Origin of the sequence: Hyphomonas pacifica (assembly GCF_000682675.1) — a bacterium.
GTDB classification, from domain to species: Bacteria; Pseudomonadota; Alphaproteobacteria; order Caulobacterales; family Hyphomonadaceae; genus Hyphomonas; species Hyphomonas pacifica.
Genome location: NZ_AWFA01000089.1, coordinates 1 through 13,186 on the forward strand (window position 1 = coordinate 1; position 13,186 = coordinate 13,186).

General features: G+C 58.7%; 14 protein-coding genes. 5 read left to right on the forward strand and 9 right to left on the reverse strand.

What is annotated here, in order from left to right:
- Positions 1-66: 66 nt before the first annotated feature.
- Complete coding sequence (locus HY2_RS15975; protein ID WP_034829438.1) at positions 67-468, forward strand: HNH endonuclease signature motif containing protein; 402 nt, start codon at positions 67-69, stop codon at positions 466-468.
- A 25-nt stretch (positions 469-493) separates the two neighbouring features.
- Here the strand turns inward: HY2_RS15975 and HY2_RS15980 are convergent, their stop codons facing one another.
- Together HY2_RS15980 and HY2_RS15985 are read right to left on the reverse strand one after the other, a co-directional pair.
- Positions 494-1,618: an aromatic ring-hydroxylating oxygenase subunit alpha gene (locus HY2_RS15980; protein WP_034829439.1), complete on the reverse strand. Its 1,125-nt coding sequence runs from the start codon at positions 1,616-1,618 to the stop codon at positions 494-496.
- 118 nt (positions 1,619-1,736) lie between these two features.
- On the reverse strand, positions 1,737-2,231 hold the full coding sequence (locus tag HY2_RS15985; RefSeq protein ID WP_034829440.1) for a YciE/YciF ferroxidase family protein: 495 nt from the start codon (positions 2,229-2,231) through the stop codon (positions 1,737-1,739).
- 176 nt (positions 2,232-2,407) lie between these two features.
- On the opposite strand from HY2_RS15985, the gene lepA reads away from it, so the two are divergent.
- Entirely contained in the window at positions 2,408-4,213 is a 1,806-nt protein-coding gene (gene lepA, locus HY2_RS15990) for a translation elongation factor 4 (protein WP_034829441.1), read from the forward strand.
- Positions 4,214-4,231: 18 nt separating this feature from the next.
- Here the strand turns inward: lepA and HY2_RS15995 are convergent, their stop codons facing one another.
- From HY2_RS15995 to HY2_RS16005, 3 genes are all read right to left on the reverse strand, one after another.
- Positions 4,232-4,978 carry a hypothetical protein gene (locus HY2_RS15995; protein WP_051595122.1) on the reverse strand — a complete coding sequence of 249 codons (747 nt, stop codon included), beginning with the start codon at positions 4,976-4,978 and terminating at the stop codon, positions 4,232-4,234.
- Positions 4,979-5,220: 242 nt separating this feature from the next.
- A complete protein-coding gene (locus HY2_RS16000) occupies positions 5,221-5,808 on the reverse strand; it encodes a hypothetical protein (RefSeq protein WP_034829443.1) in 588 nt (195 codons plus the stop codon).
- The gene (locus HY2_RS16005) at positions 5,801-6,322 is read right to left on the reverse strand and encodes an RNA polymerase sigma factor (protein ID WP_034829446.1); all 522 of its coding nucleotides are present in this window, start codon (positions 6,320-6,322) and stop codon (positions 5,801-5,803) included. Before HY2_RS16005 ends, HY2_RS16000 begins: the two co-directional genes overlap by 8 nt.
- A 135-nt stretch (positions 6,323-6,457) precedes the next feature.
- On the opposite strand from HY2_RS16005, the gene tsaD reads away from it, so the two are divergent.
- On the forward strand, positions 6,458-7,567 hold the full coding sequence (tsaD, locus tag HY2_RS16010) for a tRNA (adenosine(37)-N6)-threonylcarbamoyltransferase complex transferase subunit TsaD (RefSeq protein ID WP_034829584.1): 1,110 nt from the start codon (positions 6,458-6,460) through the stop codon (positions 7,565-7,567).
- Between the two features lie 238 nt (positions 7,568-7,805).
- Here tsaD and HY2_RS16015 read toward each other — a convergent pair whose 3' ends face one another.
- Entirely contained in the window at positions 7,806-8,420 is a 615-nt protein-coding gene (locus tag HY2_RS16015; protein WP_034829448.1) for a TetR/AcrR family transcriptional regulator, read from the reverse strand.
- Between the two features lie 136 nt (positions 8,421-8,556).
- On the opposite strand from HY2_RS16015, the gene HY2_RS16020 reads away from it, so the two are divergent.
- Both HY2_RS16020 and HY2_RS16025 read left to right on the forward strand, forming a co-directional pair.
- Entirely contained in the window at positions 8,557-8,853 is a 297-nt protein-coding gene (locus HY2_RS16020; protein WP_034829450.1) for a YciI family protein, read from the forward strand.
- Positions 8,850-9,530 carry a glutathione S-transferase family protein gene (locus HY2_RS16025; protein WP_051595123.1) on the forward strand — a complete coding sequence of 227 codons (681 nt, stop codon included), beginning with the start codon at positions 8,850-8,852 and terminating at the stop codon, positions 9,528-9,530. The genes HY2_RS16020 and HY2_RS16025 overlap by 4 nt, the downstream gene beginning before the upstream one ends.
- Here HY2_RS16025 and HY2_RS16030 read toward each other — a convergent pair.
- From HY2_RS16030 to HY2_RS16040, 3 genes are all read right to left on the reverse strand, one after another.
- Positions 9,514-10,338, reverse strand: coding sequence for a sulfotransferase domain-containing protein (locus HY2_RS16030; protein WP_034829588.1), 825 nt, complete (start codon positions 10,336-10,338; stop codon positions 9,514-9,516). The genes HY2_RS16025 and HY2_RS16030 overlap by 17 nt on opposite strands.
- 58 nt (positions 10,339-10,396) lie before the next feature.
- Positions 10,397-10,915 (reverse strand): tellurite resistance TerB family protein, encoded by a 519-nt coding sequence (locus HY2_RS16035; protein ID WP_146617138.1) that lies wholly within the window; start codon positions 10,913-10,915, stop codon positions 10,397-10,399.
- A 74-nt stretch (positions 10,916-10,989) separates the two neighbouring features.
- Positions 10,990-13,167: a PQQ-dependent dehydrogenase, methanol/ethanol family gene (locus HY2_RS16040; protein WP_051595124.1), complete on the reverse strand. Its 2,178-nt coding sequence runs from the start codon at positions 13,165-13,167 to the stop codon at positions 10,990-10,992.
- Positions 13,168-13,186 lie beyond the last annotated feature (19 nt).

The following is a 13,186-nucleotide window of genomic DNA, read 5'->3' on the forward strand; positions in this document are numbered from 1 at the left end:
AAAATGTCTCACGGTCGCTGAACCGCTACACGGTTCATCGCAGTCCGGAAAAAGCTTGAATCGCATTTGATTGAGAAAAAGGTCCTCATCAACCAAGCCCTGGCTAATGTTAACAGCGGCCAGCGGATTGACCGTGTACATAACTTGATGTCGGGATTACTGAAAGATCTAGAAGACAACGCCGAAGTTAATGCAGAACGCACACTTTTCCACTTAGGACTTAAGGGAAAGGTCGCGGAAATTGAGTATCTGGAATATCCTAAATCCTTCTCTTCCGACACAAAATCAGCAATATTCTTAGAAGCCACACTCAAGAACGCGCTTGAGTGCCCAATATGCGGAGGCAAAGTAGATGCCTCGAAATCAGTATCATACGATCATATTATCCCAAAAAAAATTGGGGGAGATGGAGCAAAACAAAATGCTCAAATGACCCATCCATTTTGCAACACCACGGTCAAAAACTAGTTCTCAAGCTTTCTTTGTAGCGTCCCTAACTCATCCACTTCAGAACCCTTGGTTCGATCGGGTTGGCAAATTCGCGATCTTCGGTGCGGCAGTCCGTCCACTCACGTTTGAGGCGTTGGTACCATTTGGCCTGGACGTCGATGTCGTCGATCCAGAGCATGGCTTTCTGGTGGGCCATGCCCTGGTTTTGCAAATCTACCATGTCGCCATCCTGGCGGAGGAATTTGCGGGCCATGGGCTTGGCGATCGGCACAGCGAGATGCAGCAGCGGCGCCCCGGTCCACCAGGTGAACTGGGTGATCCGTGTACGCTTGGGTGCCTCTGGCGTCAGGCAGGTGAGTGTCAGCAGGCGCGCAGTATCATTGGAAATGATCTCCCAGCGATAGCCCGGCAGCTGGAACCGAATTTCCGTTTCCACCTTGCCGCCGAACACCCAGCGATAGAGCTTTGAATTGGAACTTGGCTGGTGACGGTCAATCGCCCAGCCGCGCTCTGTCGGCACAAAGGGCTTTTCCTTCAGCTTCAGCCCGGCCGAGGGCGGGCGCCACCACCATTGATTGTGCACGAACGGAACATGCGCAGGGTCCATCAGGCCGACGACGGCATCATCCATATGCGCGTTGAACACGTCATGAATGACAAAGCCCGGCTTTTCCGGCAGCGGGCCAAATTCCGGCGGCGGCACGACGGGCGGCGCATCACTGCGCGGATTGTGCGCAACATAGAGATAGACCGCGCCGTTCGCCTCATGCACCGGATAGCGGCGCACCTTCACGCGGGAGGGGTCATACGGGCTGTCATCGGTCAGGCTCGGCATGTGCTTGCAGCCGCCATCGGTGCCGAAGCGCCAGCCATGATAGGGGCATTGCAGCGTCCACTCGCCATCGGTTTCCAGCTGCTGACCGGCAGACAGCGGCACCAGGCGGTGAGGGCAGATGTCGCGCAGGGCAAATGCCTCCCCTGCCGGCGTACGGCCAACAACGACCGGCTCTCCCAGCACCATGACGCGGTGCTGCTTGCCCGCTTTCAGCTCATCCGACGGGGCGGCGAGATACCAGGAATCCGTCAGATAGCCATCATCCGTGATGCCGACTTTGCCTGTCGATGCGGAAGCCGCCTGTTGCGGCGCGGAGGAAGAGGAGTCAGCCATACGACCTGCTTACACCCGCACCCGGCACAGGAAAACCCGGTCTGACACGTAGGCCAAACCGGGTTCCCCACTTCGATTCACCGGCCTGCCTTCCGGAGAACCGAATTTTTCATGCAGCTTATGCGGCCACGCGGTTAATTCCGCCTTCGGCGAGCTGGGACATTTCCCGGTCGCCTGAATAGGTATTATCGAGACAGACCTGCAGCTTTTTGGCGTCGTCTTCCAAGCCGAGACGGCGGGCATAGGCCAGCACGGTGCCGTAACCGGCCAGCGCATAGTGGGTCATGCGCTGATATTGCGAAATGATAGAGGCGTCGCGAACATCCGGATCGGCAATGTCGGCGTCAATGGCGTGGGCTTTTGCCTCTTTCACCAGGCCTTCCATGCCCTGGCAGAATTCACCCTTCGGGTCTGCCTTGTGGTGGCGCAGCAGGGATTCGACGGCCTCCACGCCGTCTTCAATGCCGCTGACACCGCGCTTCAGCGCACTCTGCAGCTCGTCATTATGGGCCTTTTCCTGCAGCCGTTCCGTCACTTTCTTTGATTGACGGTTGGCGCTGTAAAGGTCCTGAAGTTGGTCGATGTATAGATCTTGGAGCGTCTGAATGCTCATGGGGCGTCTCCTTCTTGATTGCGTACACATAATCAATGGGAGAGGCGCTGCATCGTTCCGAGAATTGCCTGTTATTAATGGAAATCCGCCCGAATTCGCGCTTTCGGGGCATTTGCGCGCGCGGCGCATGAAGGAGAGTGCTTCCCGCAAGCCGAAAGCACGGCTATATCCCGCCCATGACACCACGTGACAAAATTCGGAATTTTTCCATCATCGCCCATATCGACCACGGCAAGTCCACGCTGGCGGATCGCCTGATCCAGACCTGCGGTGGCCTGACGGACCGCGAGATGAAGGAACAGGTGCTCGACTCGATGGACATCGAGAAAGAGCGCGGCATCACTATCAAGGCGCAGACCGTGCGGCTGAACTATACGGCCGCAGATGGCGAAACCTATGTCCTGAACTTGATGGATACGCCGGGGCATGTCGACTTCTCCTATGAGGTCAGCCGGTGCCTGGCGGCGTGCGAGGGCTCGCTTCTCGTGGTGGATGCCTCCCAAGGGGTTGAGGCGCAGACGCTGGCCAACGTCTATCAGGCGATTGATCAGGATCATGAGATCGTGCCCGTCCTCAACAAGGTGGACCTGCCGGCGGCTGACGTGGACCGCGTGAAGGAACAGATAGAGGATGTCATCGGGCTCGACGCTTCCGATGCGCTGGAAATTTCCGCCAAGACCGGCCTTGGCGTGCCGGATGTGCTGGAAGCCATTGTGAAGCGCCTGCCCCCGCCCCCGTCTGGCGAGGCGGACAAGCCGCTGAAGGCCGCGCTGGTGGATGCCTATTACGACCCGTATCTGGGTGTCGTGGTCATCGTGCGCGTGCATGATGGTGTGCTGAAGAAGAAGCAGAAAGTCCGCATGATGCGTACCGGCGCGACCTATGAGGTCGACAAGGTAGGCGTCTTCGGGCCGAAGCCGGTCGATGTGGAAGAGCTGGGCCCCGGCGAAGTGGGCTTCCTCGTCGCCTCGATCAAGGAAGTGGCCGACACGGCGGTTGGTGACACGATTACGGAAGAAAAACGCCAGGCCGACAAGCCCCTGCCCGGCTATAAGGAAGTTGTGCCGGTCGTGTTCTGCGGCCTGTTCCCGGTCGACGCGGCAGACTTTGACGATCTGCGCGCGGCGATGGGCAAGCTGCGCCTGAATGATGCGAGCTTTACGTGGGAGATGGAAACCTCTGCCGCACTGGGCATGGGTTTCCGCTGCGGCTTCCTGGGCCTGCTGCACCTGGAAATCATCCAGGAGCGTCTCAGCCGCGAATTCGACCTGGACCTGATCGCCACTGCGCCGAGCGTTGTCTATGAAATGACGATGACGGATGGTGAAGAGATCGAGCTGCACAATCCGGCGGACATGCCGGAAGTGACCAAGATCAAGGAAATCCGCGAACCCTGGATCGACGCGACGATCTACACGCCGGATGAATATCTGGGCGCCATTCTGAAACTGTGCCAGGACCGGCGCGGTATTCAGAAAGAACTGTCCTATGTCGGCGGGCGCGCCATGGTGAAATACGAATTACCGCTGAACGAAGTGGTGTTCGATTTCTATGATCGCCTGAAATCGATCAGCCGCGGCTATGCGAGCTTTGATTACGACATTATCGGCCACCGCGCCGAGAATCTCGTCAAGCTGCAGATCTTGGTGAATGATGACCCAGTCGACGCGCTGGCCATGCTGGTACACCGCGACCGCGCCGAAAGCCGTGGCCGCCAGATGTGCGAGCGCCTGAAGGATCTGATCCCCCGCCAGATGTTCAAGATCCCGATCCAGGCAGCCATTGGCGGCAAGGTGATCGCCCGCGAAACCCTCAGCGCCCTGAGGAAAGATGTGACAGCGAAATGCTATGGCGGTGACGCCAGCCGGAAGCGGAAACTGCTGGACAAGCAGGCCGCCGGTAAAAAGCGCATGCGCCAGTTCGGCAAGGTGGAAATCCCGCAGGAAGCCTTCGTCGCAGCCCTGCGGATGGATGGGGATTAAAGCCCCCACCCACGCTGTTTATGGCAGTTCGCAGGTCTCGCCGACCTGTTCATAGGGGCGGTTGCAAGTCCAGCCGTCGCCGCCATAATTGATGTGCGCATTCGCAGGCACCTGGACGGCGGCGCATTGGTCGCCTTCCTTGGTATAGCCGCGATCGCACTCCCATCTGTAGCCATAGGAACTGCTGGTGAGGTAGCCATTGGCAGGCACGTTTATCTCATCACAGCGATCATGATTGGCGACAAAGCCATGCGCGCATTCCCAGCCAGTGCCATATTCCGTATCCGTCAGATAGGCATTATCCGGCACCAGGATTTCCTGGCAGACGGTTCCGTCTGAGGAATAGCCGCGCTCACAAGACCAACTGGTGCCGAAGGAATCAAGATATCCATGCTCGGGTACGGCAATCAGCTGGCACTTCATCCCCTTGCGGACATATCCATACTCGCACTCCCAGCCCCGGCCATAGGCCGTATCAGTGGCGTAACCATTGGGCGGAACAACCACCTTCTCGCATTCTGCGGACGTGGCACGATAGCCTATATCGCACGCCCAGCCGGAGCCATAGGATTTGGAAGAGGAATTCTCCGGCAGCGTCTCTTCAGCACGAGCCGGCATGGCGAAGGAAACGGCCAAAAGGGCCAGAAGGCCCAGAACGCAGACGAGTTGCAGCGTCACCCAGCCGGGCCTGTGCGGCCGCGCGGAGAGGCCGTAATGAAGGGAAAGGGTCAGCTGAGACAGCTTTCTTGAAATGCCGATTGCCATGTTTGGGTGGTCCCGTTTCAGGGCACAAGAAAGATGCCCGGTGCAACGCAGCCCTGACGGCCACAATGTACAAATATTATGTGGCAGGCAGTCTGATGCCTTCTCAACGCTTCCGGCCGGTACATCGCGGCCAGGAACAGAATGAGCTTCGCTTCCACTCTGATGGACTAGTCCACTGAATATGGGGCGGATTGCGGCAATTACATCATTCCTGCGAAAATAAACCTTCTGAGGGCGGGCAGTCAGCCCTCTGCAGCCTTGTCCAGTTCGGCGATTTCGGCATCGATCTGTCTGACGGCGCGGTTGTTCAGCCAGATGATGCCAAAGGCGATGCCGCCCATGATAACGAGGCTGAACAGGAACCCCGGCAAGGCCAAGAGGAAGGGCAGTCCCGTATCCGGCGCGAAGGATACGCCGCTCACGAACAAGAGAGCGCCCGGGAGGAAGGGTAGCAAATACCAGCGCCAGACATTGGCAAGGGCCTCGCGCTGGCGCACCAATTCGCCGCGATGATAGCCGATAAGACTATCCGCTGTGTCGCCGCCATGCGCCATGTTCACGCCGGAATAAGTGTGCATCTTCCAGCTGACATAGAGCGCGCCCAGAATAATGAGACCCGCGCCGAGCTTCACCACAGGTTGAGGAATCAGAAAGGCCATCCAGCCGAAGACGCCGACAACCAGAAGTGCAGCAAGGTATTCCGTGATATTGCGTATACGGAGGCTGGCTTGGAATTTACGCGCGCGCTGGCGCAGCTCTTCCGGAGAAAGGCTGAAGGGCTCCACCGGCTGGGTGGCCCAGAGTTTTTGCAGTCTGTCGAGATCAGGCATTGTCTGTCTCCTGAAAATCCTTGGTCAGGTACGCCTTAAGACGCGAAATACGTGTAGCGATAGCTCCGGGCGTTAGGCCTGTAATATCGGCAATCTCTGCAGCGCTGAGGTCTTCAAGGTAAAGTGTCATGATCTGGTGATCAGGGGATTTGAGCCGCCTGATCCAGGTCATCAAACGCCCCAGTGCATCGGCCTGCTCCATCTCGCCGGACAGGCTGCGCCCGTCCGGCATCTGATCAATCGTGTCCAGCGTAACCGTGCCCCGATTGCGGCGCGCTTCGCGGGCTACATGACTGGCGGCGACATTGTGGGTGACCCGGTAGACCCATGTGCGGAGGCTGCAACGGCCGTCGAATTGCGCAAAACTGCGCCAGATGGCGACGTGCATGTCCTGCACCAGATCTCTCTGGCGCTCGGCATTGGCCTCGGTCGCGCGCGCCAGACGCTGCATGGCGGGCCCGAATGTTTCAGCCGCTTCGCGATAGAGCGCATCCTGATCCTGAGCGTGTTCCATATCTGAATAGTCCCCTGCCCTGCCCCTTTCTTACACGCTTGCGACAGAAAATGCAGATCCGGCGTGGTCTTTCAGGCGATGGCCGTGTTTGCGCCCCTGCGGGGAAGGCTTTCCAAACCGGGCCGGGGCGCTTACATGCCTGGCATGAGCAAGGCGCTGACCATATTGGGTATCGAGACAAGCTGCGATGAAACCGCGGCGGCTGTGTTACGCTTGCAGGATGGGTGCGCGGAGCTGATCTCTGATGTGATCCGCACGCAGCTGGAAGAACATGCGCCCTATCTGGGCGTTGTGCCAGAGATTGCCGCGCGGGCGCATGCCGAACTGGCGGACCTGACCGTGAAGGCGGCAATGCATGAGGCCGGCCTTTCCTATGCTGACCTTGACGGCGTGGCGGCGACCTCTGGCCCCGGCCTGATTGGCGGCGTTCTGGTCGGCATGATGACCGGCAAGGCAATCGCGCAGGCGGCGGGCAAGCCTTTCATCGCGGTGAACCATCTGGAGGGGCACGCCCTCAGCCCCCGGCTCGGCAATGACTGCCCCTTCCCTTATCTGCTGTTGCTGGTCTCCGGCGGGCATTGCCAGTTTCTTGAAGTCCGGGGCCTGGGGGAGTATCGCCGCCTCGGCTCCACGATTGACGATGCCGTGGGCGAGGCCTTTGACAAGACCGCGAAGACGCTGGGCCTCGGCTTTCCGGGTGGCCCGGCGGTGGAGCGTCTTGCCGAAGGCGGCAATGCCGAAGCGTTCGACCTGCCCCGCCCCCTGCTGAACCGGCCCGGACTGGACATGAGCTTTGCCGGCCTGAAGACGGCCGTGGCGCGCGCCGCAGAAGACGCGCCGCAAACGGAGGATCGTCTGCGCGATCTCTGCGCGAGCTTTCAGAAAGCGGTGACGGATGTGCTGGCGGTGAAGGCCGGGCGGGCGCTGGAGGCGTTCGAGCCGGGCGAAGGCCAGGAGAAGAGGTTTGTCGTGGCGGGCGGCGTCGCAGCCAACAAGGCTATCCGGGCCGCGCTGGAACATGTTGCCGCTGAGGTCGGGGCGCGGCTGATTGCGCCGCCGCTGAGACATTGTACGGATAATGCCGCCATGATCGCGCTTGCGGGCGCAGAAAGACTGGCAGCTGGCCTCGTCTCAGGAGAGGCCGGGGACCTTGGCACCGGGGCAAGACCACGCTGGCCGCTGGATGAAGCGGCGGCGAAAGCCTCTCCCGTCTATGAGACAGGACGTCGGGGCGCCAAGGCCTGATATAGCGTCACGGGGCTTAAACCGTGTATTCAACGAGCGCCACGACAGCCGCCAGCATGGCAAAGGCCATCGGAATGGCAGCCGCAAAAGAGAACAGGGCCTGGCGCGTTTCGGTTTTGGACAGGGTCATTTTTCAAGGCACTTTCTAGCAGGTGAACGGCAGACAGCGCCGTCCATACCCTGCATATAGCAAGCGCCTGAATAAAATTCAATGAACAATTTATATTTTATTCAATCATCACTCAATATGTCGTTCTGGCACGACGGCCCCGGCCGACAATCCGGCCAGCAGAAGATTCATGACACCGGCCAGTTCCCGCTGTAATTTCGGCAGGGTGAGGTGTGAGAACATCTGCGGAAAGCGGAATTTCATCAGGGATGCCTGGATCATCTCCGCCACATCTTCCTTGTGCTCGATCGGGCGGAACTCACCAGACTCGATCCCCTCTTCCAGGATCTGGACCAGGTAGACCCGTTCCTGAGCCAGCTGTTCATTCATGAAGAGCGGCCGCTCATCGCCCAGCGTCTCGGCCAGCTCGATCAATTTGTCCTTTTCCTCGAGTGCCTCATAAGTACGAACAAGACTGAACTCGAAGAAACGCCGTAACCGGTCTGCCGCGCTCGCTTTCTGGCGGCATATGCCTGCATAGGACTGGTAGAGTTCTGCATTGAACTTGCGGGCAATGGCCTCGGCGATATCCAGTTTCGAGGCGAAGAAGCGATAAATATTGCCGGCGGACATGTTGCAGTCCTTGGCGATCTCGGACATCGTTGTCTTGGCATAGCCATAATGAACGATGCGCTCCATGGCAGCCTCAAGGATCTGCTGGCGGGTATCTGTTGTATCACTCATTGCGCAAGCATACTCTCAGTTTCTGAAGGATCAATGATTCATTCAGCGCATTTTTTCCGTTCAGCCGATTGGAGGAAAGAGCCCAATCGTGCCATAGGGATGCCCGGTCTGATACAGATATGGAGACAATAACCTTATGCCCCTTTACTGCTTTCACTGCCTTGATGATGAAACCCATGGCGCAGAGCGTCGCTCAGCCAACCGCCCTGCCCATTTGGAATGGGCCGGCACTTTGGGAGAGCGCATTCGCATGGCAGGGCCGCTGATGTCAGAAGATGGCCGCATGATCGGCTCGCTCTTTCTGATCGAAGCCGAAAGTCTGGATGCGGCAAAGGAACTGGGCCAGCAAGACCCATACGCAAAGGCAGGCCTGTTCGCGGATGTCCAAATCAACGAAGTAAAGTGGCTCCTCGGGCCAGGAAAGCCTGCATGAGACAGCTGGTCCTCGGCAATCTGAACTATTCCAGCTGGTCAATCCGTCCCATGATGGTTGCCCGCAAGGTGAGCCTGCCTGTGGAGGAAGTAATCGTCCCTCTGGATTTTCCGGAAACGTCCGCCCAGCTGAAAGAGATCAGCCCGACGGCCAAGGTACCGCTTCTGATATGGGGTGATGTGACTGTCTGGGAAAGCCTGGCGATCACGGAATGGATTGCCGAGTGGGCCCCGGCCGGCACTGTCTGGCCGGAAGACAGCAGTAAGCGCGCCATCGCCCGCGCCGTAGCCGGCGAAATGCATGCCGGCTTCCCAGCCCTGCGCAAGGCCTGCCCGATGGATATTCGCGGGCGCGAGGAAATGCCCGAAATGACAGAATCGCTCCATTCCGATATTATGCGCATACAGAATATATTCAGCAGACTGCGCGAAGAATATGGAGCAGGCGGAGACTTCCTGTTCGGAAAATGGAGCGCGGCAGACGCATTCTATCTGCCTGTTGTGACGCGGTTTCGCACTTACGGACTCAAGCTAACCGGCGCCGCGAAAGACTATTATGATACCGTTCTGGAAGATCCGGATTTCAAGACGCTGGAAAAGCAGGCCGAAGCCGAACCGTGGTGGATCAAATACACTGCAGACGGACGTTCAAGCGGCTATGTCAGGACGGAAAGCTGAGCAGATCATAACCTAGGTCATGCCGGAACAGCGTCCGGACATAATCTGAATAGATCTCCATAGCCTCACCGCTGAACAGCTCGTCCAATGGCGTTTTCCGGTTTTGCAGTACATTAGGCTCTCCCGCAGGATCCACCTTCTTGGCCATGGCCTCTTTCGTCCCCGCAGCAAGAGCGGCATTGATCGCGGTGGGCGTGAGATCAAGGCCCCATTGGCAAGAGACGGCTTCAAGAATCGCGCGGGGATTCTTTTGGGTCTGCTCATAATGAACCAACAGGATCGTGTCGCGATGCCGGGCATAAACATCCCCCCAGCGGTTCCAGAAGCGGGCGAGCCAGTATAGGTCGCAACGATACCGCGACCCGCCGGGGTCCCCCTTCAGATAGGTCAGCCAATCCACCTCAATGTCATATTCCCATTTGGCGTAATGGCTGGCGAGGATCGACATGGGATGACGCACGGCGAGCACATAAGGCGGCAGCCCGGCCAGGCTGCGCGCCCAGCCCACATCTGCCAGATGATGCGGAATCGTATGGCTGAACGCCAGACGTGGAAGCTCAGGATAGGTCACATCATCCTTAGGCCAACCAATGTAAGGTCGAACCGCATTCTCCGAGAAGTAGGTTGGGTGCGGAATATCATAGGTTTCCGCCAGTGCCACAGCGAGCATATATTTCAGCCAATGCGTGCCGGAATTCTTGGACGTCACCAATATGCCGTCGAAACGACCGTGCCGCAAAATGGAGAAATTTGTCCACGCCTCATTCAAGGCTTTGGCGCGATATTCGGCGGGGAGACGATTTGGCATCACCTCTGACATATTATTCCCGCACATCCGTGGCAACGGACTACCGCAGAAAAAGGCTTCAGATCTTCAGTCCTGCCTTATCTCTGAACACCTGCAGCACGGCCAATTGCTCACGCGTCGGCACGCCCTCTGCTTCTGAGACAGAAACCAGCATGGCATCCAGATCAACAATCTCCTTGGGGCCGAGTTGCGGTGCACTGACAATCAGGTGACTGAGCCTGCGCATGGTCTGGCGTGGGTCCGGTGCGGTATTTGTCACCCAGGCCGCATGGGCAGACAATTCCTCGGCCTCGGCCAGCGTGAAATTGAAATGCTGCATGATCTCTTCCTTCAAAGTGCGCGCCTGAGCCTCTGTCAGGGGGCCTCCACGGGCACGCGCAACTTCCATCATCATAATGGCGGCCGCTTCTCTGGGATCTGTGATCAAGCTGATGCCATTTTGTCCGGCTTTGTAGCGGAAAGCGAAGCGGCGCGGCGCATTGGCAACGGTGCGGGCAGCATCAAGCGCGCCCCTGGCCCCCTGGCGCGCCATGTGAATCCGCCAGGTCCAGACCCAGATGACTGTGAGTACACCCAATATGAGGATCAGGATTTGCATCAAGCATGTGTAGCGCGGCCTTGAGAGCCGCGCCACACCAAAGTCAAAGGCCTTTATTCTTCCCCGGCATCTTCCTCGGACGGCTCTTCAGCCGGCTGGGCAGCATATGCCTGGGCGAGAACATAGGCCCGAATGGTTTCGGCCTGTTCCGGTGTCAGTTCGTCCGCAAAGGAGACCATGCCATTGGCAGCCAGGTTTCCGTCGATGACAACGCCCCTGAAAGCGTCCTGATTGCCGGTGATTGCAGACCAGCGCAGATCCGGCAGCACACCGGAGCTGACCGCAAGCGGCCCATGGCAAACCGCACAATTGCGGGCAAAATGGACTGCGCCCTCCGCGATCATGGCGTCATCGCCGAACGCCTCCCCTTTCGGGGTCTTGTCGATCATCGGGAAGTCCGGATCAGCGATCTCTGCCGTTCCACCCAGCTTGAAGGTGACCACCTTGCCGACGGTAGAGGGAACCGTCTCGTCATATCCAAAGCCTGCCGCAAGCGCGAAGGCGCTGCCCCAGCCCGTGGTAATGGTGACGTATTGCGTGCCATCAATCATGTAGGTGCCGGGGCCGGAGGCGCCGCCCGCTTTCAGATCATGGCTCCACACCTTGTCGCCGGTCGCCGCGTCATAAGCCGCAAACTCGCCGGTCAGCTTGCCCTGGAAGACGAGGCCACCCGCTGTGGAGAGCACGCCGCCATTCCAGGCATTGCCATGCTCTACCGTCCAACGCGGGGCACGGGCGACCGGGTCCCAGGCGATGAGACGACCTTTCAGGGTCGAACGCAGCATCTTGGCGACTTCCGGAGGGGCAATCGGCGGCACCCCTGCGGAGAAGTCTGCGCCGGTATTCCAGCCCACAGGCTCTGATTCAAAACGGTTGTCGCGCGCATAGGCCTGCGGAATTTCCTGTGCCGGAATGTAGGCGAGATTCAGGTCCGGATTGAAAGCCATCGGGTGCCAGTTATGGCCCCCCAGCGGGCCGGGCGTCTGCAGATAGGGCGTATCACCATAGCGCGCGTCGGCAATTTCGATCGGTCGGCCATTCTCATCAAGGCCGGTGGCCCAGTTCATCGGCACATAGGCATCGCCGGAGATGAACTCACCCGTCTCGGCATCAATCACATAGAAGAAGCCATTCTTCGGAGCCTGCATGGCAACACGGCGAGTAGCACCGCCCTCTCCTACTGGCAAGTCTGCGAGAATGATGCTTTGCGTGGCAGTATAGTCCCAATTGTCGCCTGGCGTTGTCTGGAAGTGCCATTTGTATTCACCTGTCTCAGCGTCCACCGCGACGATGGAAGACAGGAACAAATTGTCCCCGCCGGACGGGTCCCGATAGGCGCGGTTCCAGGGCGAGCCATTGCCGACACCGAAGATGATCTGGTCTTTCACATCATCATAAACGATGGAATCCCAGACCGTGCCGCCGCCACCATCTGTGACCCAGGCGCCCTCATCCCCCCAGGAGACATTGCCGATTTTCTCAAACGCGGCATCGGACGCTTCGCCATCTGGCTGCTTTTCGGGATTGGGGACGGTGTAGAAACGCCAGATCCGGTCCCCAGTTTCGGCATCATAGGCGGAAAGATAACCCCGTACGCCGAGTTCCGCTCCGCCATTTCCGATCAAAACCTTGCCATTCGCAACACGCGGCGCGCCGGTGATCGTGTAGGGCTTGGACTGGTCGACCGTGACCGTGCTCCACAGGCGTTCGCCCGTCTTGGCGTCCAGCGCTTCCAGACGACCATCTATGACGCCAACATAAATCTTGCCATCATAGACAGCGACACCGCGGTTCACGACATCGCAGCAGGCATTCACGCCGACAGACTTGTCAACGGCCGGGTCATAGACCCACAGCTCTTCCCCTGTCTTCGCATCAAGCGCGTAGACGATGGACCAGGCCGAGGTGACGTACATGACGCCATCGACGACGATCGGTGTGGATTCCACGCCGCGATTTGTAGCGAGGTCATATGTCCAAGCCACACCGAGATCGCCGATCGTTTCCTTGCTGATCTGAGTCAGTGTGGAATGGCGCTGCTCATCATAGGTTCCGCCATAGGTAAGCCATTCATCGCCGCCGCTGGCGGTTTCGATGCGAGCCGTATCGACAGCGGCGAAAGCCTCCGGCTCGGCAGGTGTCTCTGGTGTATTTTCGGTTTTTGCCTGCCCGCAGGCGGTTAGGATTGCGAGCGATGCCCCCGCAATCAAGGTAGACTGCCAATTCCTCATGGCCGTTTCGCTCCCCTTT

Bases quoted from the DNA above. Each gene is read 5' to 3' on its own strand.
- HY2_RS15980 (WP_034829439.1), bottom strand. From the start codon at position 1,618: ATGGCTGACTCCTCTTCCTCCGCGCCGCAACAGGCGGCTTCCGCATCG.
- HY2_RS15985 (WP_034829440.1), bottom strand. From the start codon at position 2,231: ATGAGCATTCAGACGCTCCAAGATCTATACATCGACCAACTTCAGGAC.
- lepA (WP_034829441.1), top strand. From the start codon at position 2,408: ATGACACCACGTGACAAAATTCGGAATTTTTCCATCATCGCCCATATC.
- HY2_RS15995 (WP_051595122.1), bottom strand. From the start codon at position 4,978: ATGGCAATCGGCATTTCAAGAAAGCTGTCTCAGCTGACCCTTTCCCTT.
- HY2_RS16000 (WP_034829443.1), bottom strand. From the start codon at position 5,808: ATGCCTGATCTCGACAGACTGCAAAAACTCTGGGCCACCCAGCCGGTG.
- HY2_RS16005 (WP_034829446.1), bottom strand. From the start codon at position 6,322: ATGGAACACGCTCAGGATCAGGATGCGCTCTATCGCGAAGCGGCTGAA.
- tsaD (WP_034829584.1), top strand. From the start codon at position 6,458: ATGCCTGGCATGAGCAAGGCGCTGACCATATTGGGTATCGAGACAAGC.
- HY2_RS16015 (WP_034829448.1), bottom strand. From the start codon at position 8,420: ATGAGTGATACAACAGATACCCGCCAGCAGATCCTTGAGGCTGCCATG.
- HY2_RS16020 (WP_034829450.1), top strand. From the start codon at position 8,557: ATGCCCCTTTACTGCTTTCACTGCCTTGATGATGAAACCCATGGCGCA.
- HY2_RS16025 (WP_051595123.1), top strand. From the start codon at position 8,850: ATGAGACAGCTGGTCCTCGGCAATCTGAACTATTCCAGCTGGTCAATC.
- HY2_RS16030 (WP_034829588.1), bottom strand. From the start codon at position 10,338: ATGCCAAATCGTCTCCCCGCCGAATATCGCGCCAAAGCCTTGAATGAG.
- HY2_RS16040 (WP_051595124.1), bottom strand. From the start codon at position 13,167: ATGAGGAATTGGCAGTCTACCTTGATTGCGGGGGCATCGCTCGCAATC.